This is a genomic window from Frigidibacter sp. MR17.14 (genome assembly GCF_037095735.1).
In the GTDB taxonomy this organism is placed as follows: domain Bacteria; phylum Pseudomonadota; class Alphaproteobacteria; order Rhodobacterales; family Rhodobacteraceae; genus Frigidibacter.
This window is the reverse complement of record NZ_JBAWKD010000009.1, coordinates 40,164-66,707: the sequence shown is the minus strand read 5'-3', so window position 1 is coordinate 66,707 and position 26,544 is coordinate 40,164. Positions and strand designations below refer to the sequence as shown.

General features: G+C 72.4%; 27 protein-coding genes. 15 read left to right on the top strand and 12 right to left on the bottom strand.

Annotation, left to right across the window (positions count from 1 at the left end; translation table 11 throughout):
* Nucleotides 1-93: 93 nt before the first annotated feature.
* The 6 genes from V8J36_RS18245 to fliF form a co-directional block, all read right to left on the bottom strand.
* A complete protein-coding gene (locus V8J36_RS18245; RefSeq protein WP_336468744.1) occupies nt 94-918 on the bottom strand; it encodes a flagellar motor protein MotB in 825 nt (274 codons plus the stop codon).
* Nucleotides 919-1,068: 150 nt separating this feature from the next.
* Nucleotides 1,069-2,049: a quinone oxidoreductase family protein gene (locus tag V8J36_RS18240; RefSeq protein ID WP_336468743.1), complete on the bottom strand. Its 981-nt coding sequence runs from the start codon at nt 2,047-2,049 to the stop codon at nt 1,069-1,071.
* A 691-nt stretch (nt 2,050-2,740) separates the two neighbouring features.
* Entirely contained in the window at nt 2,741-3,400 is a 660-nt protein-coding gene (gene fliP / locus V8J36_RS18235; protein WP_336468810.1) for a flagellar type III secretion system pore protein FliP, read from the bottom strand.
* 538 nt (nt 3,401-3,938) lie between these two features.
* Entirely contained in the window at nt 3,939-4,214 is a 276-nt protein-coding gene (locus tag V8J36_RS18230; RefSeq protein ID WP_336468742.1) for a FliM/FliN family flagellar motor switch protein, read from the bottom strand.
* Nucleotides 4,211-4,807 (bottom strand): FliH/SctL family protein, encoded by a 597-nt coding sequence (locus V8J36_RS18225; RefSeq protein WP_336468741.1) that lies wholly within the window; start codon nt 4,805-4,807, stop codon nt 4,211-4,213. The genes V8J36_RS18230 and V8J36_RS18225 overlap by 4 nt, the downstream gene beginning before the upstream one ends.
* Entirely contained in the window at nt 4,804-6,399 is a 1,596-nt protein-coding gene (fliF, locus tag V8J36_RS18220; RefSeq protein WP_336468740.1) for a flagellar basal-body MS-ring/collar protein FliF, read from the bottom strand. Before fliF ends, V8J36_RS18225 begins: the two co-directional genes overlap by 4 nt.
* Before the next feature lie 117 nt (nt 6,400-6,516).
* Between fliF and V8J36_RS18215 the strand changes: the two genes are divergently transcribed.
* Genes V8J36_RS18215 through V8J36_RS18170 form a run of 10 tightly spaced genes read left to right on the top strand, consistent with a single transcriptional unit; the run spans nt 6,517 to nt 16,085 of the window.
* Entirely contained in the window at nt 6,517-7,011 is a 495-nt protein-coding gene (locus V8J36_RS18215; protein WP_336468739.1) for a flagellar basal body-associated FliL family protein, read from the top strand.
* Nucleotides 7,012-7,020: 9 nt separating this feature from the next.
* Nucleotides 7,021-7,374, top strand: a complete 354-nt coding sequence (locus V8J36_RS18210; protein WP_336468738.1) for a DUF6468 domain-containing protein — start codon at nt 7,021-7,023, stop codon at nt 7,372-7,374.
* The gene (locus V8J36_RS18205; protein WP_336468737.1) at nt 7,371-8,027 is read left to right on the top strand and encodes a MotE family protein; all 657 of its coding nucleotides are present in this window, start codon (nt 7,371-7,373) and stop codon (nt 8,025-8,027) included. Before V8J36_RS18210 ends, V8J36_RS18205 begins: the two co-directional genes overlap by 4 nt.
* Before the next feature lie 28 nt (nt 8,028-8,055).
* Nucleotides 8,056-8,922, top strand: a complete 867-nt coding sequence (gene motA / locus V8J36_RS18200) for a flagellar motor stator protein MotA (RefSeq protein WP_336468736.1) — start codon at nt 8,056-8,058, stop codon at nt 8,920-8,922.
* On the top strand, nt 8,919-11,030 hold the full coding sequence (locus tag V8J36_RS18195; protein WP_336468735.1) for a hypothetical protein: 2,112 nt from the start codon (nt 8,919-8,921) through the stop codon (nt 11,028-11,030). Before motA ends, V8J36_RS18195 begins: the two co-directional genes overlap by 4 nt.
* Before the next feature lie 30 nt (nt 11,031-11,060).
* A complete protein-coding gene (locus V8J36_RS18190; RefSeq protein ID WP_336468734.1) occupies nt 11,061-11,837 on the top strand; it encodes a lytic transglycosylase domain-containing protein in 777 nt (258 codons plus the stop codon).
* A gap of 50 nt (nt 11,838-11,887) precedes the next feature.
* Complete coding sequence (locus tag V8J36_RS18185; RefSeq protein ID WP_336468809.1) at nt 11,888-13,909, top strand: flagellar biosynthesis protein FlhA; 2,022 nt, start codon at nt 11,888-11,890, stop codon at nt 13,907-13,909.
* On the top strand, nt 13,906-14,661 hold the full coding sequence (locus tag V8J36_RS18180; protein ID WP_336468733.1) for a flagellar biosynthetic protein FliR: 756 nt from the start codon (nt 13,906-13,908) through the stop codon (nt 14,659-14,661). The genes V8J36_RS18185 and V8J36_RS18180 overlap by 4 nt, the downstream gene beginning before the upstream one ends.
* Before the next feature lie 6 nt (nt 14,662-14,667).
* Nucleotides 14,668-15,747: an EscU/YscU/HrcU family type III secretion system export apparatus switch protein gene (locus V8J36_RS18175; RefSeq protein ID WP_336468732.1), complete on the top strand. Its 1,080-nt coding sequence runs from the start codon at nt 14,668-14,670 to the stop codon at nt 15,745-15,747.
* Nucleotides 15,744-16,085, top strand: coding sequence for a hypothetical protein (locus V8J36_RS18170; protein WP_336468731.1), 342 nt, complete (start codon nt 15,744-15,746; stop codon nt 16,083-16,085). Before V8J36_RS18175 ends, V8J36_RS18170 begins: the two co-directional genes overlap by 4 nt.
* Nucleotides 16,086-16,217: 132 nt before the next feature.
* Here the strand turns inward: V8J36_RS18170 and mtgA are convergent, their stop codons facing one another.
* Nucleotides 16,218-17,012: a monofunctional biosynthetic peptidoglycan transglycosylase gene (mtgA, locus tag V8J36_RS18165; RefSeq protein ID WP_336468730.1), complete on the bottom strand. Its 795-nt coding sequence runs from the start codon at nt 17,010-17,012 to the stop codon at nt 16,218-16,220.
* A gap of 224 nt (nt 17,013-17,236) precedes the next feature.
* Here mtgA and V8J36_RS18160 point away from each other — a divergent pair, with 224 nt between their 5' ends.
* Genes V8J36_RS18160 through lpxK form a run of 3 tightly spaced genes read left to right on the top strand, consistent with a single transcriptional unit; the run spans nt 17,237 to nt 19,734 of the window.
* Nucleotides 17,237-17,482, top strand: a complete 246-nt coding sequence (locus V8J36_RS18160) for a DUF4170 domain-containing protein (protein WP_336468729.1) — start codon at nt 17,237-17,239, stop codon at nt 17,480-17,482.
* 30 nt (nt 17,483-17,512) lie between these two features.
* Nucleotides 17,513-18,763: a 3-deoxy-D-manno-octulosonic acid transferase gene (locus V8J36_RS18155; RefSeq protein WP_336468728.1), complete on the top strand. Its 1,251-nt coding sequence runs from the start codon at nt 17,513-17,515 to the stop codon at nt 18,761-18,763.
* Nucleotides 18,763-19,734, top strand: coding sequence for a tetraacyldisaccharide 4'-kinase (gene lpxK, locus V8J36_RS18150; RefSeq protein ID WP_336468727.1), 972 nt, complete (start codon nt 18,763-18,765; stop codon nt 19,732-19,734). Before V8J36_RS18155 ends, lpxK begins: the two co-directional genes overlap by 1 nt.
* Nucleotides 19,735-19,794: 60 nt before the next feature.
* On the opposite strand, the gene V8J36_RS18145 is transcribed toward lpxK, so the two are convergent.
* The 3 genes from V8J36_RS18145 to V8J36_RS18135 are packed head-to-tail and all read right to left on the bottom strand — an operon-like array spanning nt 19,795 to nt 22,181.
* Nucleotides 19,795-20,943, bottom strand: a complete 1,149-nt coding sequence (locus V8J36_RS18145) for a CaiB/BaiF CoA transferase family protein (protein WP_336468726.1) — start codon at nt 20,941-20,943, stop codon at nt 19,795-19,797.
* A 4-nt stretch (nt 20,944-20,947) separates the two neighbouring features.
* Nucleotides 20,948-21,610: a DsbA family protein gene (locus V8J36_RS18140; protein WP_336468725.1), complete on the bottom strand. Its 663-nt coding sequence runs from the start codon at nt 21,608-21,610 to the stop codon at nt 20,948-20,950.
* Between the two features lie 25 nt (nt 21,611-21,635).
* Nucleotides 21,636-22,181, bottom strand: coding sequence for a DUF721 domain-containing protein (locus V8J36_RS18135; RefSeq protein ID WP_442902508.1), 546 nt, complete (start codon nt 22,179-22,181; stop codon nt 21,636-21,638).
* 118 nt (nt 22,182-22,299) lie between these two features.
* On the opposite strand from V8J36_RS18135, the gene mutY reads away from it, so the two are divergent.
* The gene (gene mutY, locus V8J36_RS18130; protein ID WP_336468724.1) at nt 22,300-23,358 is read left to right on the top strand and encodes an A/G-specific adenine glycosylase; all 1,059 of its coding nucleotides are present in this window, start codon (nt 22,300-22,302) and stop codon (nt 23,356-23,358) included.
* 156 nt (nt 23,359-23,514) lie between these two features.
* Nucleotides 23,515-24,594 (top strand): alkane 1-monooxygenase, encoded by a 1,080-nt coding sequence (locus V8J36_RS18125; protein ID WP_336468807.1) that lies wholly within the window; start codon nt 23,515-23,517, stop codon nt 24,592-24,594.
* 8 nt (nt 24,595-24,602) lie between these two features.
* Here the strand turns inward: V8J36_RS18125 and V8J36_RS18120 are convergent, their stop codons facing one another.
* Together V8J36_RS18120 and V8J36_RS18115 are read right to left on the bottom strand one after the other, a co-directional pair.
* A complete protein-coding gene (locus V8J36_RS18120; protein WP_336468723.1) occupies nt 24,603-25,382 on the bottom strand; it encodes a hypothetical protein in 780 nt (259 codons plus the stop codon).
* Nucleotides 25,379-26,443: a GSCFA domain-containing protein gene (locus tag V8J36_RS18115; protein ID WP_336468722.1), complete on the bottom strand. Its 1,065-nt coding sequence runs from the start codon at nt 26,441-26,443 to the stop codon at nt 25,379-25,381. The genes V8J36_RS18120 and V8J36_RS18115 overlap by 4 nt, the downstream gene beginning before the upstream one ends.
* Between the last annotated feature and the right edge of the window lie 101 nt (nt 26,444-26,544).

Here is a 26,544-nt window from a genome sequence, read left to right as displayed (position 1 = left end):
CTGCGGCCTTCTGTTGCGGACCGGGGCAGACTGCGGCAGGCGAGGTTAGCAAGCTCCTAACCCCGCCGCGGCAAACAGATCGAATTGTGCGGGTCAGGTCCCGGGCGAGCGCAGCAGGATCAGCTCGATGCGGTTGTTGCGCAGCGCCATCGGGTTGGCGTCGTCGGACGGCCGGCGGTCCGCGAAGCCCGAGATCCGCTGGAACCGCGCCTCGTCAAGCCCGGCCGTGCCCACGATCTCGCGCATCACCTGCGCATGGGCGGTCGAGAGATCCCAGCTGGGGTTGTGGCGCAGCACCTCGGGCGGGGCCGCGGTGAAGCCCTGGACGGCAACCTGATTGCCGACCAGCGAGAAGACCTTGGCCGCGACGCCGGCGAGGGCGCGGGTGATCGCGGTCGGTTCCGTGCCCTCGAACAGCGGCTCGCCGGGGGTGTCGAAGAACTCTACGATCAGCCCCTCGTCGGTGACGCGGGTCAGGATGTGGCGCGAGAGCGTCTCGCTCACCATCGACTCGCCGCCGCGGGCGGTCATCTTCTCGGCCAACTCGGCGAAGGCGCGGGTTTCCGCCTCTTGCGCGGCGCTGCCCGAGGCCTTGTCGGCCAGCGTCGGGCTCATCTGCGCGGCGCCGGTGCCGGAATGGGCGAGCGCGTCCTGGGTGAAGATGTTGTCGCCGCCCATCGCGCCCTCGCCGCCGCCCGAGATCCGGTTGACGGGGATCGTCGGGTTGAAGAAGTCGGCGATGCCCTTGCGCTGCTGCTCGGTGGTGGCGTTCAGCAGCCACATCAGCAGGAAGAACGCCATCATCGCGGTGACGAAATCGGCATAGGCGACCTTCCAGGCGCCGCCGTGGTGGCCGCCGCCGCCAGAGACCTTCTTGCGCTTGATGATGATCGGCTGGACTGCGTTCGCGCTCGACATGGACGACCCCCGGGTTGCTCTGCCCCTTGGCGGTAGCAGTCGCAGGGTTCCCGAGATCTTACCAAAGCCTGACCTCGGCCAAACGCCCAGATTCGGCCATGAATCCGCCGGCAGCCGGCCGCGCGCGGCGCCCGGCTGCCGCAACTTCGCCTAGGGTCTCAACACCGTCGAGCCGGTCGTCGCCCGCCCTTCGAGCGCGTCATGCGCCTGCGCCACGTCGGACAGCGCGAATTCCTGTCCGATGCGAATCCGGATGCGGCCGCTGCGGATCATCTCGAACAGCTCTGCGCTGGCCGACAGCAGCCACTCGCGCCGCGCCGCGTGGTGGAACAGCGTCGGGCGCGTCACCCGCAGCGAGCCGCGGGCGAGATGCGAGATCCGGAACTGGTCCGGCGCGCCCGAGGACTGGCCGAACATCACCAGCGTCCCGAACTGCGCAAGACAGTCGAGCGAGCCCAGCACCGTGTCGTGGCCGATGCTGTCATAGACCGCCTGGACCCCGGCACCGCCGGTCAGCCGCTTCACCTCGGCGACGAAATCGCCGGCGCGATAGTCGATGGTCTCGGCATAGCCGTGCTCGGCGGCCAGCGCGCATTTCTCGGCCCCGCCCGCGGTGCCGATCGCGCGCACGCCCCGCGCCGCGAGCCACTGGCCGGCGATCAGGCCGACGCTACCGGCGGCGGCATGGAACAGCACCGTCTCGCCGGGCTGCGCGGGATAGGAGTGGTGGATGAGGTAATGCGCGGTCAGGCCCTTCAGCATCACCGCCGCCGCGATCTCGTCCGGGATGTCGTCGGGCAGCGGGACCACCATCGCGGCGGCGATCACCCGGTGCGTGGCATAGGCGCCGTTCGGCTTCGTGTAGGCCACGCGCTGGCCGGGGGCGAACTCGGTCACGCCGGGGCCCACCGCCTCGATCACGCCCGCCCCTTCCGAGCCGGTGATCAGCGTATCGCCCTCGGGCCAGGGATAGGCGCCGGTCCGGAAGTAGACGTCGATGAAGTTGATCCCGATCGCGGTGTGCCGGATCAGCACCTCGCCCGGGCCGGGCTCCGGTCGGTCGATCGCCACCTGCCGCAGAACCTCCGAGCCGCCGGGCCGGTCGGCGCGCATCGCATAGACTTCGGTCATCTCTACCTCCTCCTGTCGCGGCCCGGAGCCTCGCAGCTTGTCCCGCGAGGTCAAGGGGCTGTGACGCGACCTCGGGGTTCCGCTGCGGCGGGTCCGCGACGAGAGGGTCGCGAGGGGGCCCCGCCTTCTCTGGCCGGTGCGCCTGGCCTGCCACGCGGCGTCCTACCCGGACCCCGCCCTGTCCCCGGCGTCCCGCGGCTGTTCTGCCGCGGCGGCGGGATAACCCGGATCGGACCGTCGGCCGCGAAGCCCTGCAAGCCTTGACGTGGAGTGGGGCAGGAGCAGACCGCGGTCGCGCCGCCCTGACCCAAGGGCGTGCGCCCTTCGGGATGGCCGGGCAGCGGGCGGGAAGATCCCGCACCGCACACACGCTTCGGTGCCATCCGCGATAGTCGGCTGCGGTTCGCTGTCGCCAGTCTGCGCGTCTCGGCTGCGCCCGTCCTCGACGGTGTAAGTCCCCGACCGTGTCCGTCTCCCACCGCGTCCCGGCCGGATTGACCGCCTCGCCCGCCGAGCGCGTTCCGGACTGCGCCGCCGGCGTCGTGGATCTCGGAAGGTGCGGCCGTCGAGGTGCGACAGCCTCTCGGGACAAGTCAGGTGCAGGCCGCCCGCCAGCGGATAACCGTCCGGCCGACCGGTGCGCCGGCGGCCCGGCGGCCACCCGCGCCAGCCACGGTCGACACGCTTGGGGTCAGGAATAGCTGCGCACCAGCGCGCTGGCGACCAGGGTCCAGCCGTCCGCAACCACGAAAAAGGCGAGCTTGAAGGGCAGCGAGACCACCGCGGGCGGCACCATCATCATCCCCATCGACATCAGCAGCGCCGAGACCACCAGATCGATGATCAGGAACGGCAGCAGCAGAAGGAAGCCGATCTCGAAGGCGCGCTGGACTTCCGACAGCATGAAGGCCGGGACCAGAATGGACAAAGGGGGCGGACTGTCGGCGGGCGGCGGGATAGGGCGCAGCGCCGAGAGCGCGGCCACCTCGTCTGCGCTCACGCGGTGCTCCATGAACCCGCGAAACGGCACGATCGCGGCGGCCAGGGCCTCGGCCGGAGAGATTTGTTCAGCCAACAGCGGCTGAACGGCCGTCGTCCAGGTCTGGTCGAGCACCGGGTCCATGATGAACCAGGTGAGGAAAAGCGCGAGCGAGACGATCAGCATGTTCGGCGGGGACTGGGGCAGGCCGATGCCTTGGCGCAAGATGCTGAGCACGGTCACGATCAGCGGGAAGCAGCTGAGCATGATCAGCAACCCGGGCGCGACACCGAGCAGGCCGAACATCACCACCATCAGGGTGACGCGGTCCGACAGCAGCCCATGCAGCGTCTGACCGAGGTCCGCCGGCATGCCGGGGCCCAGTTCCTGCGCCGCCGCCGCCCCCGCCAGCAGCCAGATGAGCGTCACGATTCCGAACAGGGTCTGCAGCGCAGCCTGCAGGGGGCCGGTCGGCAACCCATCCCGAACCCGTTTTCGCCGCGTCAGAACGGCTGCGGGCCGAGGACGTCGCCCGCTCACCTGCGGCACCGTGGGTCACACAGGCAGTGCTCGCAGACAGGCCGATGAATTGCCCGGGGCCGCGCAGTGCTGCGGGTCGCAGCCGGTTGCAACAGGCGCGGGACGCGGCGCCGGCAAACGTCCGCGTCCCCCGGATGCGGTTTCCGCTTCGAACACGAACGCGACGTTTCCGCCCGCGCAATGGCCGTCACCGCCAGAGGCCGCGGCGCCCCGGAGCGTTCCGGGGAACACTCATCGAGACCAATGCCTGCTGGGCCGGACGGAAGACCAGGGCTCTTGGACGCCCTGCGTGTCCTCAGGCACCGAGTCGGCTGTCCGGACGGTCGGGCTGCAGGGGCCGCGATGGCGGCAGCGTCGTGACGGGCCCGCCTCATATGCCGTCCTGCAGATCGACGACCTCGGTCAGTCGTACCGCCAACTGCCCGGCCCGGTCCCCCTCGAGTTCCGTCAACTCGCCGCGGGCGATCAGTCGATCCCCGACATAAAGTTCGACCGGGTCCTCGACGCGGCGGTCGAGTGCCAGCACCGCATCCGGCTGCAGGCGCAACAGGTCGCGCAGTAGCGGGCGTGCCCGGCCGACGGAGATGACGATCTCGATGGGGATCTGGGTCAGGGGGCTGCCCGCCACGCCGCTCATCTCGGTCATTCCGAAGCCTCCCTTCTGTCAGGACGGAAGAAGGCGCTGACTGCCGCGCCGATGGCGGCGACCGTGCCGTCGAGGTCGATCTGCCGCTCGGTCGACCCAAGCCGCAGGAAGGCCTGGCCCTCGCCCAGCGTCGGTTCCTCGAGGATCCGGAACGGCGGCGCCTCCGAGCGGTCCAGCAGGCTTTCGACCGCCGGTCTGGCCGAGGGGTTCAGAGTGATTTCCACGGGCGCCGCCGACAGCGCTTCCGCCATCGGGCGCAGCGTCTCGATCACCATCGGCCCCAGCGCCTCCTGGGCGAGCCGGGGCAAGACCTTGGCCACCATGTCGACCAGCAGCGGCTCGAGCGACTGCAGAACATGGCTGCGCGCCTGCTGATAGCTGAAAGACAGCTCGCGCAGGTTGCGCCCCAGGTCCCCGCGCAGGGCCTCGAGATCGCGGTCCTGCGCGGCGACGGCATCCTCCCAGCCGGCGGCATAGCCCTGCTCGTAGCCCGCCAGCCGCGCCTCCTCGACCTCCAGCGCGGAAGCCTCTGCGGGGGGCGGGGGCGGCGTGACGCTGGGTTCGAAGGATTGCAGCTCCAGCCTGCGTGTCATCCTACCTTCTCCTCGTCACGCTCTTCCATCCATCCGCGCAGGATCTGCGCGGCCTCGACCCGGCGTTCGCCGATCAGGCGGCGCAGGCGGTCGACGGGCTCTTCGTCCTGCGGGGCCTCGAAGCCGCCGAAGCCCATCGCGAAACCGTCGCCGCCGAGCCCCGACACCAGCGTCATGTCGGGCATCGCGCCGCCCTCCTCGGTGATCTCGCCGGTCAGGGCATCGCCGGTCTCGGCCGTCGCTGCCGCACGCGGCGGGCCGAGCAGGAGCGGGCGCAGCACGAACAGCCCCAGTGCCAGCGCCACCGCCGCCACCAGCGTGGCCATGATCAGCTGGGTGATGTCGAGCTGGCCGAGAAGGCCGCCTCCCTCGGCAAGGGTGCCGCTTTCGGGGATAGGTTCGAAGGCAAGGGTCTGCAGCGTGATCACGTCGCCGCGCTGCTGGTCGAAGCCGACGGCCGACGACACGAGGTCGCGCAGCTGGGCGATCTCCGCCTCGGGGCGCGGCTGCCAGCTTCGGCTGCCATCCGCGGCGACCGTCGTGATCCCGTCGACAAGCACCGCCACCGTCATCCGCCGGATGGCGCCCGGGCTGCGCAGCAGCTCGCGCGTCGTCTCCGACACCTCGTAATTCGTCCGCTCCCGCGTCTCGCTGCCGTTGCTCTGCGAGGTTCCGCCATTCTGCGCCTGGCCCGCCGGCAGGTTCGAGGCGACCGTGGTGGCCGCGGGAGCGGTGTTGTTGGACGAATCGCTGCGCTCCTGCGTCTCGGTCGAGATCGGCACGCGGCCTTGGGGATCGAGCTTGCGTTCGGTGATCGCCTCGCGCTCGGTTTCGGCCTCGATGGCGATCTCGACGCGGGCCCGGCCGGCGCCGACCCGCGCTTCGAGCAGCCGCAGAACCGACTGGCGCAAGTCCGCCGCGCGGTCGGTGACCGCCCGCGGCGTGCCCTCGTCGCCCTCCTCGAGCACCCGGCCCGATGCCGCATCGATCACCGAGACGTCGCGCGGGCTCATGCCGGTGACGGCGGCGCCCACCAGGTGGCGCAGCGCGCGGGCCTGCTCGGGCGTGACCGCGGGGCCGGCCGGGGTCACGGTGACCGCGGCCGTCGGGTGGTCGGCCGTGCGGAAGGCCTGGCCCGGAGGCACCGCGATATGGACGCGCGCCGCGGTGAAGCTGCGCCCGGCGACGATGGTCCGCGCCAGTTCCCCCTCCTTCGCGCGCCAGTAGGCGGCGTCGAACATCTGCGCGGTGGTCCCGAAGCCGGTCAGCCCGTCCAGCAGCTCGTAGCCAACGCCGCCACTGGCCGGCAGCCCCTCGCCGGCAAGCTCGAGCCGCAGCGAATCGCGCTGGTCGCGCGGCACCCAGATCGCATCGCCGCGCACCTCGTAGGCGATCCCGCGCTGGTCCAGCGCCGACAGCAGACCGCCGGACGCCTGCGGATCGAGCCCGGCATAGAGCAGGCCAAGCGCGGCGGGCGCCGTTGCGATCCGCAGCAGCACTACCAGCGCGATCGCCAGGATCAGCGCGGCGCCGACCAGCGTTCCGCGGCGACGGCCGTCCAGTTCTTCCCAGACCGCGACGATGTTCTGCAAGGCGCGACTCCTCAGGGGCTTCTGCCCATCTCTCGTCCCGATGACTCGCGGATTGCGCTTAAGAATCGGTTAGTGACAAACGGCTAGACCGGCGGCAGCGACGATGGAGGTCCTGCCATGGCCGACGCCAAGCCCGCCCCGGAAGAGGGCGCCGGGGAACCGAAGAAGAAATCGAAGCTGCCGCTGCTGCTGGGGGCGGTTCTTGCCGTCGTGCTGGGCGGCGGCAGCTTCTTCGCGGTCTGGTCGGGCATGATCCTCGCGCCGTCCGCCGGCGGCGAGCATGCCGCCGCAGAGCCCGAGGTCGAACCGATGGCCGAGACCGAATTCGTGGCCCTGACGCCGATGGTGCTCTCGGTGGGGGCCGAAAGCCGGCGCCACCTGCGCTTCACCGCCTCGGTCGAGGTCGGGGCCGCGCGGCGCGAGGAGGTCGAGCATCTGATGCCGCGCATCCTCGATGTGCTGAACAGCTATCTGCGCGCGGTCGATGCCCGCGATCTCGAGGATCCGACCGCCTTGGTGCGGCTGCGCTCGCAGATGCTGCGCCGCGTCCAGGTCGTCACCGGCGAGGGGCGGGTGCGCGACCTGCTCATCACCGAATTCGTGCTCTCATAGGAGACGGGAATGCAGCTGATCGCCGATTTCCTGCTCGCCGCCGGGGCGCTGTCCGCAGGGATCTACTGCCTGATCCTGTCGCGCCGGCTCGCGAGCTTCTCGAAGCTTGAAAGCGGCATGGGCGGCGCGATCGCGGTGCTCTCGGTGCAGGTCGACGAGATGACGCGCGCGCTCGAGCGGGCGCGCGGCGCCGCCGGCGAATCGGCCGCGGCGCTCGAGGGCCGCACCCGTCGGGCCGAGGAGGTCGCCGAGCGGCTCGATCTGATCCTTGCCTCGATGCACGACCTGCCGGAGCCGGGCGGACCGCGACGTCGGCTGCGCCGGCAGCCCCGCAACCGCTCGGAAGAGGAGCTCGACGCATGACCCGACAGGACAGCGCGGCCGGGCGGATCCCGGCGGGCCGGCCGATCCGGGCGAAGCGTGGTCCGCGCACGGCGGGAGCGCCCCCGCGCCGCCGCCGCCCCTCGCTGCTCGCCGCGATCGCGACGATGCTGATCCTTGGCGGCGGCTGGCGGCTGGCGGACGGCGGCATGATGCTGGCCCGCGCCGCCGGCGAGGCCGCGCCGGTGACCGAGCCCGCACCGGCCGCCGCGCCGGCCGCATCGACCGAGGATGCGGCCGCGCTTCTGGCAGAACTGAAGGCACGGGAAGCGCGCCTCGCCGCGCGCGAGGCCGAGCAGGCGGCCCGTCAGAAGGTGCTCGACGAGGCCGGCGGGCAGATCGACGCCCGCCTGGCAGAGCTTTCAGCCGCCGAGGACCGGCTGTCGAAGACCATCGCGCAGGCCGATGCCGGCGCCGAGGGCGACGTCGGCCACCTGACCTCGATGTACGAGGCGATGAAGCCGAAGGACGCCGCGCATCTTTTCGAAGAGATGACCCCGGATTTCGCCGCGGGCTTCCTCGGAAGGATGCAGCCGGCCGCCGCCGGCGCAGTGCTCGCGGCGATGGAGCCGAAGAAGGCCTACTCGGTCAGCGTCGTGCTGGCCGGGCGCAATGCCGGGGCCCCGCAGCAATGACCGTTTCCGTCTCAGTGGAGTGCGCCGCATGATCGGCATCATCGGCGTCGTGGTGATCTTCGTCACTGTTTTCGGCGGCTACCTTATTGCCGGCGGCAAGATGGAGCCGATCCTCCATGCCGCCCCGCACGAGCTGATCACCATTCTCGGGGCGGCGGTGGGGGCCTTCCTGCTGTCGAACGACATGGGCGGGGTCAAGCAGACCGGCAAGGACGTCGGCAAGGTCTTCAAGGGGCCGAGCTGGAAGCCCTCGGACTACCGCGACCTGCTGTGTCTGCTGTTCGAACTGTTGCGCCTCGCCCGGCAGAACCCGGTCGCGATCGAAGAGCATATCGAAGCGCCGCACGGGTCGACGATCTTCGGCAAGTATCCGAAGATCCTGCATGATCACGAGGCGATCGACCTGATCTGCGACACGATGCGCTCGGCCTCGATGAACTACGACGACCCGCACCAGGTGGAAGAGGTTCTCGACAAGCGGATGGAGCAGAACCTGCACCATGCGCTGCATTCGAGCCATGCGCTGCAGTCGATGGCCGACGGGCTGCCGGCGCTGGGCATCGTCGCGGCGGTGCTGGGGGTGATCAAGACCATGGGTTCGATCGACCAGCCGCCCGAGGTTCTGGGCGGCATGATCGGCGGCGCGCTGGTCGGCACCTTCCTCGGCGTGTTCATCGCCTATGGCTTCGTCGGTCCGATGGCCGGGCGCGTGAAGGCCGTGGTCGAGGAGGATGCCCATTTCTACCAGTTGATCCGCGAGGTGCTGGTGGCGAACCTGCACAACCACGCAACCAACATCTGCATCGAGGTCGGGCGCCAGAACACGCCCCATCACATCCGGCCCGGCTTCTCGGATCTCGAGGAAGCGCTGAAGGCCGTGAAGGACGCGGCATGATCCGTTCGTTCGTGCTGCTGCTGCTGCTCGCCGGCCCGGCCGCGGCGCAAGAACGGATCCGGGTGATCTCGGGCGAACATCCGGGTTTCTCGCGCCTCGTGCTGACGCCGCCGCGGGCCCTCGACTGGCGCATCGACCCGGAAGAGGGCGGCTACCGGCTGGTTCTGGACGGGCGTGTCGGCTTCGATCTGTCCGAGATCTTTCGCCGCATCCCGCGCGCGCGCCTGCTGGCGGTCGAGCCCGCGGGGCCGGGGGCGCTGCGGCTGCGCACGGCGCCCGATGTCCCGGCCGACGGCTTCATCGCCGAGGATCGGCGCTCGATCGTCATCGACCTCGGGGATCCGACGCCGGGCAGCCTCCCGGCCCCGGTCTCCGTCTCGGCGACAGCGGCGGAAGGGGCGCGGCTCTATCGGCCTTTGCTGCCGCCGCTGGCCGATGTCGGCATCTTCTGGCGCGACCGTCCCCTGCCGGCGCCTGCCGCCGCCGCGGACACAGAGGGGGGCGGAGGCGGCCAGCGCTCTGCCGCGTCGGGCCCTGCGCCCGAAGCGATCGTGGTGTCGCCCGCCTCGGCGGCGGACCAGACGCCCCGGGCGCGCCCGGAAGAGCGCGCGCAGGCGGTCGAGAAGGAATTGCTCGATCAGCTGGCCCGCGCCGCCGTCCAGGGCCTGATCACCATCGACCCCTCGGCGCTGCCGAAGCTGCCCGGGGCCGAGCCGTTGCCTGCGGTCCTGCCCGACGTGACCTCGGCGCTCGACGCGCGCGCGGCCCCGGTCGCGGCCGAGACCAGCATGGACCGCGCCCTCGGGCGGCCGGCGCGGCCGGAAGTCTCGCCGCAGGCTCATGCCTGCCTTGCCGACGATGCGATCGATGTCGCCGCCTGGTCGGACGATCGCCCCTATGTCGAGCAGCTGGCCGATCACCGGACCGAGGTCATGGCGGATCTCGACGCCGTCGATCCCGCCAAGATCCTCGCGATGGCGCGCTTCCAGATCGCGCAGGGCTTCGGGGCCGAGGCGCGGGCCCTGCTCGCGGGCTATCCGCAGGCCGGGACGCCGCTCGTGCGCGGGCTGCTCGAGCAGATGGCGCGCATCGTCGACGGGGCTGCTCCGGCGGAGGGCCCGCTGTCGGACCAGGCGGGCTGCGCGGGCCTCGTCGCGCCCTGGGCCGCGCTGGCGGGGCAGGGCGATCCGCGCGACCTCGCCCCGCGCGGGGCGATCCTGCGCGGCCTCTCCGGCCTGCCGCTGGGCCTGCGCCGGCAGATCGCGCCGGGACTGGCCGAGCGCTTCCTGAGCTCCGGCGATGCCGAGGCCGCGCGGATCATCCGTGACGCGCTTTACCGTGCGCCGGGCACCGCCGGCGCCGCGGCCGAGATGCTCGCCGCGCGGGTCGAGGCCGGAGACGGCGAGCAGGCGGCGGCGGAGGGGCGTCTCGCCACGCTCAGTCGCGGCGAAGAGCCGCTGTCCGGTGCCGCTCTGGTGGCCTTGATCGACCAGCGCCTTTCCGCGGGCGAACCGGTTGCGCCGGGCGATATTGCGCTGGCGCAGGCCCGGGCCTTCGCGGCGCGGGGCACGGCGGATGGCATCGCGCTCCGGCAGGCGGCGCTGCGGGCGCTGGTTGCGGGCGGGCGGATCGACGAGGCCTTCGCGGAACGCGACATTGCCCGGGACGAGGCACCGCCCGCTTCGTGGTCCACGCTTGATCACGGCCTTGTCGCGGCGATCGCGGCGCAGCCGGACGAGGTCGCCTTCCTGACGGCGGCCTTCCGCGCGCTGCCGCAGATCGAGGCGCTGCCTGCGTCGGACCCGCTGCGTCCCGCGATTGCCGAGCGGCTGCGCGCCGCGGGCTTTCCCGACCGCGCGACGGCAATCGAAGGCCCGGCAGCCGCTGAAGCCGCCGCGCCTCCACCCGTCGCGGCAGACGCGGCACCGGATGCCCCGGCCTCTGCAGCGCCGCCCGCCGCCCTGCCCCCCGCCGCCGCGCCGAGCCTGCGCGAGGGGCGCGATGCCCTCGCGGCCAGTCGCAGCACGCGCGAGGCGATTGCGGCCGCCCTCGGCCAGACCGCGGCGCAGGCGGGCGGCGTTCAGCAAACGGCAACCAACTCTCCCTAGGCTCGCACCTGTCCCAGAAGGGCTGACCCCGTGCCGCATCTCCGACCCGTCCTGCCGCCTTCGCTGCCGCTTTCGCTGGCGCTGATCCTGATGACCCTGCTGACGGCGGGCGCGCTGCGGGCCAGCCCGACCGACGCGGCCAATACCGCAGCGCTCTGCGACCGCGCGGCGATGACCGCGGCGCAGGAAAGCGGCGTTCCGATCGAGGTGCTGCGCGCCATCGCGCTGACCGAAACCGGCCGAACCTCGGAAGGCACGATGCGTCCCTGGCCCTGGACCGTGAACATGGAGGGCGCCGGCCACTGGTTCCAGACCCGCTCCGCCGCGCTCGATTACGTCACGCGGGAGCAGGCGCGGGGCGCGCGCAGCTTCGACATCGGCTGCTTCCAGATCAACCATCTCTGGCATGGCACCGCCTTCCGCTCGGTCGAGGCGATGTTCGACCCGCTGACCAACGCGCGCTACGCGGCCGACTTCCTGACCCGCCTGCGGTCAGAGACCGGCGACTGGACCGCGGCCGCCGGTGCCTATCATTCGCGCACGCCCGAGCGGGCCCGGGCCTATGCCGCGCGGTTCGAAGGTTTTCGCCGGCGTCTTGCCGGCGCGCCGCTGCCGGATCGTCTGCCAGAGCGGTTGCCAGACCTGCTGGCCCCCGGCGGCGATCCAGCGCGGCGCGGCATCGGGCCCGCCCGTCCGCTCTTCCTGGCCGAGGCCGCCGCGGGCGGCGCCTCGCTGGTGCCGCTCCCACAGTCGCAGATGCAGACGGTCACGCCCTTCCTCGACTTCACCGCTAGGCCAGCGCTGTGACGCCGCTGTTCGCCCGCCTGTTCCAGCCCACCATCCTGCTCGCCCTGGCGATGATGGCGGTGATCGTGATGATGATCCTGCCGGTGCCGGCGGTGGTGCTCGACATCGGGCTGACCCTGTCCTTCGCGCTGGCGATCCTGATGTTCACCGTCACCCTGTTCATCGAGCGGCCGCTGGACTTCTCGGCCTTCCCCACCGCGCTGCTCGCCTCGCTGATGCTGCGCCTCTCGCTCAACGTGTCCTCGACGAAACTGATCGTCGGCGAGGGGCACACCGGCACTGCCGCCGCGGGCCATGTCATCCAGGCCTTTGCCGATTTCATCATGGGCGGCTCGCTGACCATCGGCCTCGTGGTCTTCTGCGTGATCATGATCGTGAACTTCGTGGTGATCACCAAGGGTGCCGGCCGCATGGCCGAGGTGGGCGCCCGCTTCGCGCTGGATGCGATGCCCGGCAAGCAGCTGGCGATCGATGCCGACCTTGCCGCCGGGGCCATCGACCATGCCGAGGCCAAGGCCCGGCGCGAGCGCGAACAGGCCGAGACGACCTTCTTCGGCTCGCTCGACGGGGCGTCGAAATTCGTCAAGGGCGACGCGGTGGCGGGCCTGCTGATCACCGCGATCAACATGCTGATGGGCCTGACGGTCGGCACGCTGATCCACGGGATGGAGCTTGGCCGCGCGGTCGAGACCTATGCGATCCTCACCGTCGGCGACGGGCTGGTCAGCCAGATCCCGGCGGTGATCATCTCGATCGCGGCGGCGATCCTGCTGTCGCGCGGCGGCACCAAGGGCGCGGCGGATGTCGAGTTCTTCCGCCAGCTCGGCGCGCATCCGGGCGCGCTCGGGACGGTCGCGGCGCTGCTGCTGGGCTTCGCGCTGCTGCCCGGCCTGCCGTTCCTGCCCTTCCTCGGCGCCGCGGTGGCGCTGGCCGGCTTCGCGCTGATGACCCGCAGGGCGCAGCTGCGCGCCCGCGTCGCGCAGGCCGCACCGCCGCCGCCCGAGGCGCCGCGGACGGCGCTGGGCGACCTGCTCGAACTCGACGAGATCCACGTCGAATTCTCGCGCAGCCTGATCCCCATGGTGCTAGAGCCCGCCACCGGCCTCGACATCCGGGTGGCCAACATGCGCAACCACGTCGCGCGCACCTTCGGCCTGCTGTTGCCGGAGATGCGGCTGACCGACGATCCGCTGCTCGAGCCCGACCACTACCGGATCCGCGTGCAGGGGGTCGAGCAGGCGCAGGACCGGCTGCGCCCGGGGGCGGTGCTGGCGCTGATCGCCTCCAATGCCGAGATCCTGCCCGGCGGCGAGGACATCCGCGAGCCGGTCTTCGGCGCCCCGGCGCGCTGGATCCCGGCGGATCAGCAGGAGGACGCGGTGCTGGTCGGCTCGACCGTCGTCACGCCGATCGAGGTGCTGGCAACCCATCTGCTCGAAACGATCCGGCGCAATCTTGGCCGGCTGATGACGCTGAAGGCGCTGCGCCGGCTGCTGGACGAGCTGACCCGCGTCTCGGATCCCGCCCGGGCCGAGGCGAACCGGCGCCTCTTCGACGAGCTGATCCCCGACCGGGTGCCGATCGACCTGCTGCTGGCGGTGCTGCGGCTGCTGCTCGAAGAGGGCGTGTCGATCCGCAACCTGCCGATGATCCTCGAGGCGATCGCCGAGGGGCGCGGGCTCGGCGCGCCCGAGGCGGTCTGCGAGCATGTCCGCCGCCGTCTCGGCTTCCAGCTGGTGGCAGAGCTGCGCCGGGCCGATGGCACGCTGCCGCTGCTGCAGCTGGCGCCGGAATGGGAAGAGACCTTCCTGCGCTACCAGGTCGAAGGCGAGCGCGGCCAGCAAGACATCGCGCTGCCGCCCGAGCTTTTCAACAAGCTGGCCGGCAATGTCGCCGACCGGCTCGCGCGGGCGGGCGAGCAGGGGAACTTCCCGGCCGTCGTCACCTCGGCCCGGCGCCGGCGGTTCCTCAAGACCGTGCTCGGGGCGCGCGGGGTCGCGGCGCCGGTGCTCTGCTTCGACGAGATCGGGCTCGACGCGCGGCCCGCGCTTCTGGGCATGGTGCCGGCATGACCGCGGCCGAGCTTGCCCAGCTCTGGCAGGCCCCGCTGGCCGAGGCGGGCGTCGTCTTCCTGCGCATCGGCGCGGTGATTGCGCTTTTGCCGGGCCTTGGCGACCTGCGGGTGCCGGCGCGGGTGCGGCTGGGACTGGCGCTGGCGCTGACCGCGCTGCTCGTGCCGCTTCTGGCCGGGGAGGCTCCCGCCGCCGGGCCGCGCCTGTTCCTGACCGAGCCGGTGATCGGGCTGATGATCGGCCTCTTCCTGCGGCTGCTGTTCATCGCGCTCGACCTTGCCAGCGCGATCATGGCCCAGGCGATCTCGCTGGCGCAGCTGTTTCCCGCCGCGGTCCCCGATCCGCTGCCCGCCAATGGCCAGATCCTCTACGCCGCGGCGCTTGCGCTGCTGATGCAGACCGGGGTCACCGAACGGCTGGTCGAACTTTTGCTGCTGTCCTACCGCCTGCTGCCGCCCGGCCAGCTGCCCGCCGCGGGCGAATCGCTGGGCTGGGCCGTCGCGCAGGTCGCCCGCGCGACGGCGCTGGGCTTCAGCCTCGCCGCGCCCTTCCTCGTCACCGGCATGGTGCTGAACCTCGCGCTTGGCCTGATGAACCGGGCGATGCCGCAGCTGATGGTGATGCTGATCGGCGCGCCGGCGCTGGCGGGTGTGGCGCTGCTGCTGCTGGCCCTGGCCGCGCCGCTGGTGCTCCAGGTCTGGCAGGCGGCGCTGGCCGGGGCGCTGGCCGATCCCTTCGGCCTGCCGAAGTGACCCCGCATGGCCGAAGATGCGGAACGCGATCTTCCCCCGACCGAGAAGCGGCTGGCCGATGCCAGGCGGCGCGGCGACACGCTCCGCTCGCCAGAGCTTGCGGGGGCGGTCGCGCTGTTCGGCATGGCGGCCGCGATCGCGACGATCGGGGCCGGGGCGGCGCGCCGGGCCGGCACCGCGCTGATGGGGCTGCTGAGCCTGCCGGGCAGCGCCGGCCCCAACCCGCTGACCGGCGGTGCCACCGGGCTTGGCCAAGCGCTGGTCGGGGTCGCGGGCGCGGTGCTGCCGCTGCTGCTCGTCACGCTGGTCTGCGGGGTCGCGGCGGGGCTGGCCACCGGCGGGCTGGTCTTTGCCCCGGCCCGGATCGCGCCGAAACTGTCGCGGATCTCGCCGCTGGCCAATGCCGGGCAGCGCTTCGGACGCTCGGGGCTGGTCGAGTTCCTGCGCTCGCTGGTCAAGATGGGGCTGGTCGGCTGGCTGGCCTGGGCGCTGATGAACGGGCGCGTCGACGGCTTCATCGCCGCGGCCGCCGCTAGCCCGGGGCAGGTCGTGGCCCTGCTCGCGACCGAAATCCGCGACCTGCTGCTCTATGCCGCGATCCTCGCGCTGGCGATCGGCGGCGCCGATGTCTTCTGGCAATGGGTCGAACGCCGCCGGCGGCTTGCGATGAGCCGGCAGGAGATGCTGGACGAGATGAAGGAGTCCGAGGGCGATCCCCATGTCCGCGCCCGCCGCCAGGCCCGTGGCCGCGAGATCGCCACCAACCGCATGCTGGCCGATGTGGCCCGCGCCGACGTGGTGATCGTCAACCCCGAGCATTACGCCGTCGCCCTGCGCTGGCGGCGCGGCACCGGCCGGGCGCCGGAATGCGTGGCCAAGGGCACCGACGCCGTCGCCCTGCGGATCCGCGCCCGCGCGGCCGAGGCCGGGGTGCCGATCCACCGCGACCCGCCCACCGCCCGCGCGCTGCATGCCACGGTCGAGATCGGCCGCCAGATCCATCCCGACCACTACCGCGCCGTCGCCGCCGCGATCCGCTTCGCCGAGGCGATGCGCCGCAAGGCCCGGCAACGGGGCGCGCGATGAGCCGCGGGGGGCGCGGCTACGCCGAGCTTGCGGCGCTGGCCGGCATGATCCGCGAGGCGCGGCTGGCAGAGCTGGCCCGGGCCCGCGCCGATCTCGCCGCGATCGAGGCAGAGGTCGCCGCCCTGGACGCCGCCGCGGCCGCGGCCCGCGCCGCCGCGCTGGGGGAGGGCGCGGACCCGCGGGCGCTGGACCGTCACGAGGCCTGGCTGACCGGGCAGCGCCGCGCGCTGATGATCCGCCTCGCCGCGGCTCGCGTCGCCTGCGAGGCGGCCTTGGCCCGCGCCGCCCCCGCCGTCGGACGCGCCGATGTGCTGCGCACGTTGTCGCGCCCGCGTTGAGGCAGGATGCCCGGCCCGCCGCGCCGGACCGCGGCGGCGGCCGCCGGAGCCGCCCGAGGACGGCCGGTCCGAACTCCTGACAGCATCGCCATTCCGCAGGGCCCGCCCGCGCTGGCCGTCATGACCCCGGGATCAGAGCGGCTCGCTCTCGAAACAGGCCGCGCGGCCGTCGCTTTCGATGGTGCGGGCGCCATCGGCGATGGCGCGCGCCCGCCGGTCGAGCCATTGCGTGGGCTTCGCCGGATCGCGTCCCTTCGGATCGGGCAGGGCGGCCGCCAGCCGCGCCGCCTGGCGTGCGGTCAGATCCGCCGCGCCGACCCCGAAGTAATGCCGCGCTGCCGCCTCGACCCCGAAGACGCCCTCGCCCATCTCGGCCACGTTCAGATAGACCTCGAGGATCCGCCGCTTCGGCCAGGCTGCCTCGACCAGCGGCGTCATCAGCCCTTCGAGCGCCTTGCGCGGCCAGCTGCGCCCCTGCCAGAGGAAGACGTTCTTGGTGGTCTGCTGGCTCAGCGTCGAGGCGCCGCGCTGCGCGCCGCGATCGAGCGCGGAGCGGATCGCGGCCATGTCGAAGCCCCAGTGCAGGCAGAAATTGGCATCTTCCGCCGCCACCACCGAACGGGCCATGACCGGCGCGATCCCCGAGATCGGCACCCAATCCTGCTCCATCCGGCCCAGCCGCAGCCGTTCCGCGAACATGTAGGGCGTCCAGGGCGGGTTCACGAAGCGCAGCACCGCCAGCGCCACCGCCAGCACCAGCGCCAGCCGCAGCAGCCAGCGCCGTGCCAGCCGCTTCCAGCCGCCCTTCGGCGCGGGCAGCGCCACCGGGGCCGCCGCGGCCCTGCCCGCCGCGCCCGTCCCGGACCGTCGCGATCCGCCGCCCTTGCCCTTGCCACCCTGTCGTGCCGCCATGCCGCTGAGTGTCACGCCGGCGCCGCCCCGGTCAAGCCTCGCGCGGGACCACCCCGGCCCGAGACGACCGCCAGAGACGACCGCCAGAGACGACCGCCCGAGACGCCAGCCCGCGACGCGCACCCGACGCAGGCCCGGGCCGGGGGAGTCCCTGAAGGCCCCCGGGGGCATTCCCTTGAATGCGCGGGCCGGCGCTGGCATGTAGGACGCACCCGATCCCCGGCCCCAGGAGCACTCCCATGGCGCAAAGGCTTCACCTCGTCTTCGGCGGCGAGCTTGTCTCTCCCAACAAGAACGTCTTCAAGGATGTGGCCAAGATCCACATGGTCGGCATCTTCCCCGACTATGCCTCTGCCCATTCGGCCTGGAAGGCCGAGGCGCAGCGCACCGTCGACGATGCCCATACCCGCTACTTCATCGCGCACCTGCACCGCCTGCGTGACGAAGAGACGCCGGCCGGCCCGACCGAGGAACTCGGGGCCTGAGGCCCCGGGCAGCGGCTGACGGCGGCACCGATGGCGAAATCGCTCGCGCTCTGGCTGGCCCTGGTCCGGGCACGCGGACCCGCGGTGCCGACCGATCTGCCGCCGCCGCCCGAGGGGCAGGGGGCGCTGGTCTGGCTGCGCCCCGGCCCCGGTGCGGGCCCCGCGGGGCTTGCGCTGCTGGCCGCGAAGCTGCGCCGCGCCCGCCCCGACCTGCGGCTGATGGTGACCGCCGATCCCGCGCTCGATCCCGGGCAGATGGAGGGCGTCGACTTCCCGCCCGGCACTCTGCTGCTGCCGGCCCCGCCCGAGCGCACCGGCCCCGTCGCGGCCTTCCTCGACCGCTACCGCCCGGCGCTCATGGTCTTCACCGGCACCGCGCTGCCGGTGGCGACGCTGGCGGCGCTGCATGACCGCTCGACCCCGGTCGTCTATGCCGATGCGGTGATGACGATGGACCACTGGCGGCGCTGGCGCTGGCATTCCAGCCTGGCCGCGGCGCTGCTCGACCGTTGCGCGGTGATCCTCGTGCAGGATGCCGACAGCGCCCGCCGCCTGCGCCGCCTTGCCGGATACGCCCTGCCGATCGAGGTCACCGGCGCCATCGAAAGCGCGCTGGACCCGCTGCCCGCCAACGAGGCCGAGCGCGAGGCGCTGGCACTGCTGCTGCGCGCCCGGCCGGTCTGGTTCGCCGCCGGCACCACCGCCGAGGATGAAGAGGCGATCCTTGCCGCCCACGCCCGCGCCAGCCAGTATGCGCACCGGATGCTGCTGATCCTCGCCCCTGCCGATCCCGCCCGCGGCCCCGAGATCGCCGCCGCCGCCGCCGCCCGCGACTGGCAGGTGGCGCTGCGCTCGCGCGACGAAGAGCCCGAGCCAGAGGTGCAGGTGTTCGTGGCCGACGCCGAGGGCGAGACCGGCCTGTGGTATCGCCTCGCCCCGGTCAGCTTCATGGCCGGCACCTTCGGCGCGGGCACGCCCGCCGCGCGCAGCCCGCTCGAACCCGCGGCGCTGGGTTCGGCGATCCTGCACGGGCCGGCGCACGGCGCCCATTCCGCGCTCTATGCCCGGCTGGCGGCGGCGGGCGCGGCGCGGCAGGTCGCCGCCGAGGAGGCGCTGGCCGAGGCGCTGGTCGACCTGATCGCCGCCGACCGCGCCGCGCTTCTGGCCCATGCCGCCTGGTCGGTCTCGTCCGGGGGCGCCGGCGCGGCCGAGGATGTGCTGCACGCGGTGCTCGCCCGGCTGCCCGCGCCGGCCGGAGCCGACCTGAAGGGGGCCGCCTGATGCACACGCCCGGGTTCTGGAACCGGCCCGCCGGCTGGCAGGCGCATCTGCTGGCGCCGCTCGGCCGGCTCTACGCGGCGGGGACCGCGCGCCGGCTGGCGGGGCGCGAGGGCGTCCGTCCCGGCCCGCCGGTGATCTGCGTGGGCAACCTGACCGCCGGCGGCACCGGCAAGACCCCGACCGTCACCGCGCTGGTGCAGCGCCTGCTGGCCCGCGGCCGGGCGCCGATGATCCTGAGCCGCGGCCATGGCGGCAGCCTGGCCGGGCCCGTCCAGGTCGACGCCCGCCGCCACACCGCGGCCGAGGTCGGGGACGAGCCGCTGCTCCTGTCGGCCTTCGCCCCCGCCTGGATCAGCCGCGACCGCGCCGCGGGCGCCCGCGCGATGGCCGGGGCCGGGGCGGAGGTCATCGTCATGGACGACGGCTTCCAGAATCCCGACCTGCACAAGGACCTGTCGATCGTCGTCGTCGATGCCGCGCGCGGCTTCGGCAACGGCCACTGCATCCCGGCGGGACCGCTGCGCGAGCCGGTGGCGGTGGGCCTTGCCCGTGCCGATCTGGTGCTGAGCATCGGCGACGCCGCCGCGCAGGCCGCCCTCGCGATCACCGCCCCCGTGCCGCGGCTGAAGGGCGCGCTGGTGCCGCTGCCGACCGGCATGGACTGGCGCGGGCTGCGCGTGCTGGCCGTCGCGGGCATCGGCCATCCGCAGAAATTCTTCGACACGTTGCGCGGGCTGGGGGCCGAAATCGCGCGCGCCGAACCGCTCGAGGATCACCAGCCCTACACGCCGCAGCTGCTGACCCGGCTTTCCGCCGAGGCGAAGCTGCTGGGCGCGCAGATCGTCACCACCGAGAAGGATGCGGCGCGGATGCCGGCCGGCTTCCGGCCGCAGGTGTTGGCGCTGCCGGTGCGGCTGGAGCTGGACGACTGGGGGCCGCTCGATGCGGCTCTGGACACGCTCGGGCTTTGAGGGGCAGGGCCGGGGCTCTGCCCCGGACCCCGGGATATTTTCACCAGCAAGAAAGCGCGATCAGCCCTCGACCGTCGTGTCGAGCCCGGCCCAGATCCGGGCATTGTCCGCCCCGAGCTTCGGCGAGGCGGCGTCGAGCGCCAGTTCGCCCCCGGCGAAGCGGATCGGGCTGCGCACGCCGGGCACCCCCTCGGGCGCGATCCGCATCGCGCGGGCGAGGATCTGCGGATCGGCGAAGACCTCGGCCATGTCATTGATCGGGCCCGCGGGCACGCCCTCGGCCTCGCAGGCGGCCAGGAGGTCGGCCTTGGTCCGGCCGCGGGTCGCGGCCGAAAGGGTGGCGATCAGCACCTCGCGGTTGGCGATGCGGTCGGCATTGGTGCGGTAGTCCGGCGCCTCGGCCAGGCCGGGCAGGCCCAGCAGGCCGCACAGCCGGCGGTACTGGCCGTCATTGCCGGTGGCGATGATCAGGAAGCCGTCGGCGCAGTCGAAGACCTGGTAGGGCACCAGGTTCGGATGGGCGTTGCCCAGCCGCTCGGGCGCGGTGCCGGTCGCCAGGTAGTTCATCGCCTGGTTGGCCATGATCGCCGTCGCCACGTCGAACAGCGACATGTCGATCCGGTCGCCGCGTCCGGTGCGGGTGCGCGCCTGCAGCGCCGCCAGCACCGCGGTCGCGGCATAGATCCCGGTGAAGACGTCGATCACCGCGACGCCCACCTTCTGCGGCTGGGCGTCCGGCTCGCCGGTCACGCTCATCAGCCCGGACATGCCCTGGATGATGTAGTCGTAGCCCGCGCGATGCGCATAGGGCCCGTCCTGCCCGAAGCCGGTGACCGAGCAATAGACCAGCCGCGGATGCGCCGCCGTCAGGCTTTCGCCATCCAGCCCGAACTTCGCGAGCCCGCCCACCTTGAAGTTCTCGATCACCACGTCGGCGGTGGCGATCAGCGCCTTCACCCGGGCAAGGTCGCCCGGGTCGCGGAAATCGGCGGTGACCGAGGCCTTGCCCCGGTTCGTCGCGTGGAAATAGGCCGCGGATCGGTCGCCCTCGCGCTCGATGAACGGCGGGCCCCAGCGGCGGGTGTCGTCGCCCTCGGGCGCCTCGACCTTGACGACCTCGGCGCCGAGGTCGGCCAGAAGCTGGCCGCACCAGGGACCGGCGAGGATGCGGGCCAGTTCGACGACCCGCAGACCTTCCAGCGGCCGCATCGGATCAGCCGAGCGCTTCGTCGAGGACCTTGGCGAATTCCTCGTAATCCATGTTCGAATGCTTGGTGCCGTTCACGAAGAAGGTCGGCGTCGCGTCGACCCCGTCGGCGGTGGCGTTCTTCTGGTAGGTCGCCACCATCGACTGCGCCAGCGCCTTGTCGTTCAGGCAGGCGTCGATCTGGTCCTTCGACAGGCCGGCCTTGGCGCCGATCTTGCGCAGGTTGTCGGCGATCTCGGTCGGCTGGCCCGAGCCGATCCATTCCTTCTGCTGGTCGTAGATCATGTCGACCATGCCGTAATAGCGCATCTCGCCGCCGCATTGCGCGACCATGCCTGCCCAGAGCCCGAACTTGTCGAAATAGACCTCGCGCAGGATGAACTTCACCTTGCCGGTGTCGATGTAGTTCTTCTTGAACTCGGGCCAGACGGTCTCGTGCCAGTGCTGGCAGTGCGGGCAGGTGAACGAGGCATATTCGATCACCGTCACCGGGGCGTCGGCCTTGCCCATGACCATGTCCTCGCGGATCGGCGCATCGGCGGCGTCCTGCGCGAAGGCGGCGCCGGCCGGGATCTGCGTCTGGCCAAGCCCGAGGCCGCGGGCGATCCACGATCCGCCGCCGACCAGGGCGGTGGTCAGAAGCGCGAGGGTGAAGGTACGGCGCTGCATGAAAAGACCTTTCGTTGTAAGCCCGTCAGCCCCTCGGGCCGCGGGAGAGCACATTCTGCGCCAGCCGCTCGAGCGCGGCATGGAGCGTGGGATCGCTGACGCCCTCGGCCACCTCGCGCGCGCGGGCGCAGGCCTCGGGCGAGGGGGAGGGGCGGGGCTTCGGGGCCACGGGCAGCGGCCCGAAACCCTCGGGCGCGGTCTGGGTCAGCCGCACCCGGGCGATGGCGTTGTAGCCGTAGCAGGCGTTCACCTTCTCGCGGATCCGCGGCAGCTCCATCTGCACGCGCGGTGCGGCGGGGCCGGTGACCAGCAGCGTCAGCGTCGCGCCGAAGCCGTCTTTGGCGGCGTAGCCGATCTTTACCGGCCGGGCGATCTGCGCCAGATCCGGGCCCACGATCTCGGCCCAGTCGGTCAGAAGCCGCGCCACCGCGAAGCCGCGCGCCTCGCCCGCGACGCGGATGCGGTCGGCGAGCAGGCCCGAGGCCGCCTCGAACCCGCGCATCCGCCGGGCCGCGGCGCCCTTCGGGGCGCCACGTTTGGCCTTCGGCGTGCTGTCGGGGTCTTGTGGCATCTGGCCTCGCGCAATCTCGCCGCTATTCTTGGTCAAACCGCCGCGCCGATGCCAGCCAAATGCGCGCACGGACCCTGTGCAGACCATAAAGAATGCGTGACGCGAGGATCGCCGCAGAATGACCCCAGACGCCGGTTCCGGCCCCGATGCCTCGCAGGTCGCGACGCGCCTGCTCGACTGGTACGACCGGCATCACCGCACCATGCCCTGGCGGGTGCCGCCGGCCGAGCGCGCCGCCGGGGTGCGCCCCGATCCCTACCGCGTCTGGCTGTCAGAGGTGATGCTGCAGCAGACCACCGTTGCCGCGGTGCGCGGCTATTTCGAGCGCTTCACCGCCCGCTGGCCCACGGTGCAGGACCTTGCCGCGGCCGAGGATGCCGCGGTGATGGCCGAGTGGGCGGGGCTCGGTTACTACGCCCGCGCCCGCAACCTGCTGAAATGCGCCCGTGCCGTCGCCGCGCGCGGCGGCTTCCCCGACACCCGCGACGCGCTGCTGGCCCTGCCGGGCATCGGCCCCTATACCGCCGCCGCCGTCGCCGCCATCGCTTATGACGAGCCGGTGGCGGTGGTCGACGGCAATGTCGAGCGGGTGACCGCGCGGCTCTTCGCGGTCGAGGCGCCGCTGCCCGGCGCCAGGCCCTGGCTCGCCGCGCTGGCCGTCACCCTCACGCCCGAGGCGCGTCCGGGCGATTTCGCGCAGGCGATGATGGACCTCGGCGCCACGATCTGCACGCCGCGCAAGCCCGCCTGCGCGCTCTGCCCGCTGACCGAGGGCTGCCTCGCCCGCGCGGGCGGGATTGCGGCCGAGCTGCCGCGCAAGAGCCCGAAGCCCGAAAAGCCCACCCGCCGCGGTTTCGCCTATGTCGCGACCGACCCCTCGGGCGCGGTGCTGGTCGAGACGCGGCCGGCGAAGGGGCTTCTGGGCGGCATGCTGGGTTTCCCGGGCTCGGACTGGTCCGCCAGCCCCGAGCCCGCGCCGCCGCTGTCGGCCGACTGGCAGGCCCGGCCCGACACCGTGCGCCACACCTTCACGCATTTCCATCTGGAGCTGACGGTCCTGACCGCCACCGCCGCCGCCGGCACGAACCCCGAACGCGGTGCCTTCGTGGCCCGAACGGCCTTCGACCCCGGCGCGTTGCCCACGGTGATGCGCAAGGTCTGGGACGCCGCCTCCTGACCCTTTGCCCCGCCGCGTCCCGGCGTTACTGTGGCCCGACGCCAGGCCACCGCCAGGCCACCGCCGAGCCGCCCCTCCGCCCGCGAGAGCCCGCCCTTGACCGCCACAGACCCCAGACCGCCCGGATCCGCGCTGCCCTTCTGGCTGTCGCTGGGGATGATCCCGCTCGCCCTCGCCGGTGGCTGGTCGGGCGGCTGGGCCACCGCCGCGCTGCCGCTTTATGGCTGGGTGATGATCTCGGTCCTCGACGCGCTCCTGGGCGACAATGACGAAAACCCCGATCCCGCCACGCCCGAGCACCGCCTGGTCTGGCACCGCGCCATCACCCTGATCTGGTTCCCGGTGCAGGCGGTGACGCTGTTCGGGATGATCTGGTGGGTCACCCATACCGGCCACCTCGGGATGGGCGAGAAGATCGCGCTTTTCTTCGGGATGGGCGTGATCTCGGGCACGATCGGCATCGTCTATGCCCATGAACTGCTGCACCAGCGCAACCGGCTGGAACGCTGGCTCGCGGATCTGCTCTTGGCCTCGGTGCTCTATTCGCATTTCCGCTCGGAACACCTGCTGGTCCACCACCTCTGGGTCGGCACCCCGCGCGACGCGGTCACCGCGCGCTACAACGAGGGGTTCCACCGCTATTTCGCCCGCGTGCTGCGCCACTGCCCGGGCTCGGCCTGGGCGGCCGAAACCCGGCTTCTCGCCCGCGCCGGTCGCCGGCCGCTCGACCGGCGCAACCCGTTCTGGCGCTACGCGGCGCTGCAACTGGTCATGCTGGGCGCAGCCCTCGCCCTCGGCGGCTGGCAGGGCCTCGCGCTTTTCTTCTGGCAGGCCTTCGTCGCGGTCTGGCAGCTCGAACTGACCAATTACGTCGAACACTACGGCCTGACCCGCAAACACCTCGGCGACGGGCGCTACGAGCACGTCCTGCCGCGTCATTCCTGGAACTCGGCCGAGACCGCCTCGAACTGGCTGCTGATCAACCTGCAGCGCCATTCCGACCACCATTACAAGCCCGACCGCCGCTTCCCGCTGCTGCAGACCTATTCCGAGGACGAAGCCCCGCAGCTGCCCCGCGGCTATCCGGCGATGACCGCGATGGCGATGGTGCCACCGGTCTGGCGGCGGAGGATGAACCCGCGGGTGCGTGCCTGGCGGCGGAAATACTACCCCGAGGTCGAGGACTGGAAGCCCTACAACCGCGGCGAAACCCCGATGCCGCGCGGCTCGATCTAGGCCACTGCCTAAGCCTCTGCGGGCGCCAGCACCGCCACCAGCTGATCCAGCACCAGCGCGCCATAGGCGGCATTGGCATGCAGGAAGTCGTCGCCGTCATGCGCGGCCTTCATCTCGCGCGTCAGCCGGACCGAGCCCTGCGAGAACACCGGCCGGGTGAAGACCGGCCCGCGCAGCGTCTCGGGCGGCTGCGGCAGCAGCACCGCCGGGGCCAGTGCCCGCCCGGCGGCGGTGCGGAAGATCCGCGCGATCTCCTCGGCATAGCCCAGCTGCCGCGCGCGCAGGAAGGCCGCAACCGGCGCCGCGCCCTCGCCCAGCCAGCAGGGGTTCGGCTGCTGCGTCACCACGATCGGCGCATCGGTCCCGCCCGCGATCAGCCGCGCCAGCCGCGCCCCCAGCGCCGCCTGCAACGAGGCGGTGACCGCCTCTTCGACCAGTGCCCGGCTGACCAGCACCTGCCCCTTGCGCACTGGCGCCTCGGGCGGGGCCACGGCGCCCGGCCAGATCACGCCGCGCAGCACCGACAGCGCGCGGAACATCGAGATCTCGCAGCCCGCGATCACCACCGCGTCATAGCCCGCCAGCGGCACCACCGCGCGGCCGTTCAGCCGCTCGAACACCTCGGCCGCGCCCGCGACCAGCGCGCCGTCCTGCAGCGTCAGGCTGTCCAGCGCCCCGCCCGGCGCGCCAAGGAAATCGACCTCGACGGGCCAGCGACCGGGCTCGGCCGCATGGGCCGACTTCAACGCCGCGACATGGGAATTGCCAAGGATCAGCAGCCGGGTCATTTGCGGAACGCGTCCAGAAGCAGGTCCTCGCAGATCACCGCGTCGCCGTCCTCTTCGACCTCGACCCTGGCCACGGCCCGCGGCGCGGGGGCCTCGCCCGCGACCAGCCCATGCGCGGCCAGAAACACCGCCATCACCGCCGCTACCCCCTCGGGTCGCACCTCGCGCGCGCCCTCCGCGAAGAAGGCGCCGCGCGCGGCCGGGTTGGTGACGATCTCGAAGCTGGGGAAATAGTCCACCACGCCCGGATGCGCCGCCGCGAAGCCGCCCGCCGCCGCCCGCAGCACCGCCTTCGACGCCGTCGTCGCCGTCAGCACATGCCCACCCGAAGCCGTGGCCGACAGCGACACCGGCGAGACGGTGACGATCATCCGCATCGCCGGGTTGAACGCGCGCAGCAGCGCGAGGATCGCCTCCAGATCCGCGCGCACCTCGGCCACCCGGAAGTTCACGAAACCATGCGAAGCCGGGTCATAGGCCCCCGCGATCACCCCCGGCGCCGTCGGATAGACAAGCCCCGTCGCGCGGTTCGCCCAGGCCTCGGTCAGGCCCAGCGTGAAGACGAAGACATCCGTCTCCAGCAGCATCCGCCCCACCGCCAGCAGATGCGCCTCGCGCAGCGCCAGCATCTCGGCCTCGGTCTCCAGCCCCTCGGGCTCGACATTCGGGCGCAGCGCATCGAAGACCCGCAGCCCGCGGCTCCAGGCTTCCGTCCGCGGCGTGCCCTCGGCGATCTCCTGCAGAAGCTGCAGCATCTGCCGCGCGGTGTAGATGTTGCCATAGCGCCCGGAATAGAGCCCGTAGCCCCAGGCCCGCAGCCTCTCCTCGCTCAGGGCCACCGGCAGGGCAGGGGGCGGCTCGGCATCCTGCACCGCGACGCCCGCGCGGGCCAGCGCCCGACCGATGTGCTGGGCGAAGCACGACCCCGCCGTCGTGATCCGGGTCTCGCCGGTCACCGCCACCTGCGGCGCGAAGATGCCATGCAGCGCCGCCGGGGCCGCCGCGGCGGTGCCGGTGCTCCAGAAGGCCCCGGCGGGGAGGGAGGCATAAGGGTGATCCATGGCGCGATCCTAGCAAGCCGGGCGCGCTGCGGCCAAGCGGCTTCGCGGGGCCAAGGGTAGACGAAGGCTCAAGAAATCGCCCGCAGGGGGTGTACGGGGGG

Coding starts and splice junctions, on each gene's coding strand:
- V8J36_RS18170 (WP_336468731.1), top strand. CDS start 15,744: ATGAGCCGCGGGGGGCGCGGCTACGCCGAGCTTGCGGCGCTGGCCGGC.
- V8J36_RS18195 (WP_336468735.1), top strand. CDS start 8,919: ATGATCCGTTCGTTCGTGCTGCTGCTGCTGCTCGCCGGCCCGGCCGCG.
- fliP (WP_336468810.1), bottom strand. CDS start 3,400: ATGCCGGCGGACCTCGGTCAGACGCTGCATGGGCTGCTGTCGGACCGC.
- V8J36_RS18140 (WP_336468725.1), bottom strand. CDS start 21,610: ATGCAGCGCCGTACCTTCACCCTCGCGCTTCTGACCACCGCCCTGGTC.
- V8J36_RS18230 (WP_336468742.1), bottom strand. CDS start 4,214: ATGACCGAGATGAGCGGCGTGGCGGGCAGCCCCCTGACCCAGATCCCC.
- V8J36_RS18155 (WP_336468728.1), top strand. CDS start 17,513: ATGGCGAAATCGCTCGCGCTCTGGCTGGCCCTGGTCCGGGCACGCGGA.
- lpxK (WP_336468727.1), top strand. CDS start 18,763: ATGCACACGCCCGGGTTCTGGAACCGGCCCGCCGGCTGGCAGGCGCAT.
- V8J36_RS18185 (WP_336468809.1), top strand. CDS start 11,888: ATGATGGCGGTGATCGTGATGATGATCCTGCCGGTGCCGGCGGTGGTG.
- mutY (WP_336468724.1), top strand. CDS start 22,300: ATGACCCCAGACGCCGGTTCCGGCCCCGATGCCTCGCAGGTCGCGACG.
- motA (WP_336468736.1), top strand. CDS start 8,056: ATGATCGGCATCATCGGCGTCGTGGTGATCTTCGTCACTGTTTTCGGC.
- V8J36_RS18175 (WP_336468732.1), top strand. CDS start 14,668: ATGGCCGAAGATGCGGAACGCGATCTTCCCCCGACCGAGAAGCGGCTG.
- V8J36_RS18215 (WP_336468739.1), top strand. CDS start 6,517: ATGGCCGACGCCAAGCCCGCCCCGGAAGAGGGCGCCGGGGAACCGAAG.
- V8J36_RS18145 (WP_336468726.1), bottom strand. CDS start 20,943: ATGCGGCCGCTGGAAGGTCTGCGGGTCGTCGAACTGGCCCGCATCCTC.
- V8J36_RS18180 (WP_336468733.1), top strand. CDS start 13,906: ATGACCGCGGCCGAGCTTGCCCAGCTCTGGCAGGCCCCGCTGGCCGAG.
- V8J36_RS18205 (WP_336468737.1), top strand. CDS start 7,371: ATGACCCGACAGGACAGCGCGGCCGGGCGGATCCCGGCGGGCCGGCCG.
- V8J36_RS18225 (WP_336468741.1), bottom strand. CDS start 4,807: ATGACACGCAGGCTGGAGCTGCAATCCTTCGAACCCAGCGTCACGCCG.
- V8J36_RS18115 (WP_336468722.1), bottom strand. CDS start 26,443: ATGGATCACCCTTATGCCTCCCTCCCCGCCGGGGCCTTCTGGAGCACC.
- V8J36_RS18135 (WP_442902508.1), bottom strand. CDS start 22,181: ATGCCACAAGACCCCGACAGCACGCCGAAGGCCAAACGTGGCGCCCCG.
- V8J36_RS18160 (WP_336468729.1), top strand. CDS start 17,237: ATGGCGCAAAGGCTTCACCTCGTCTTCGGCGGCGAGCTTGTCTCTCCC.
- V8J36_RS18245 (WP_336468744.1), bottom strand. CDS start 918: ATGTCGAGCGCGAACGCAGTCCAGCCGATCATCATCAAGCGCAAGAAG.
- V8J36_RS18120 (WP_336468723.1), bottom strand. CDS start 25,382: ATGACCCGGCTGCTGATCCTTGGCAATTCCCATGTCGCGGCGTTGAAG.
- V8J36_RS18210 (WP_336468738.1), top strand. CDS start 7,021: ATGCAGCTGATCGCCGATTTCCTGCTCGCCGCCGGGGCGCTGTCCGCA.
- V8J36_RS18125 (WP_336468807.1), top strand. CDS start 23,515: ATGATCCCGCTCGCCCTCGCCGGTGGCTGGTCGGGCGGCTGGGCCACC.
- V8J36_RS18240 (WP_336468743.1), bottom strand. CDS start 2,049: ATGACCGAAGTCTATGCGATGCGCGCCGACCGGCCCGGCGGCTCGGAG.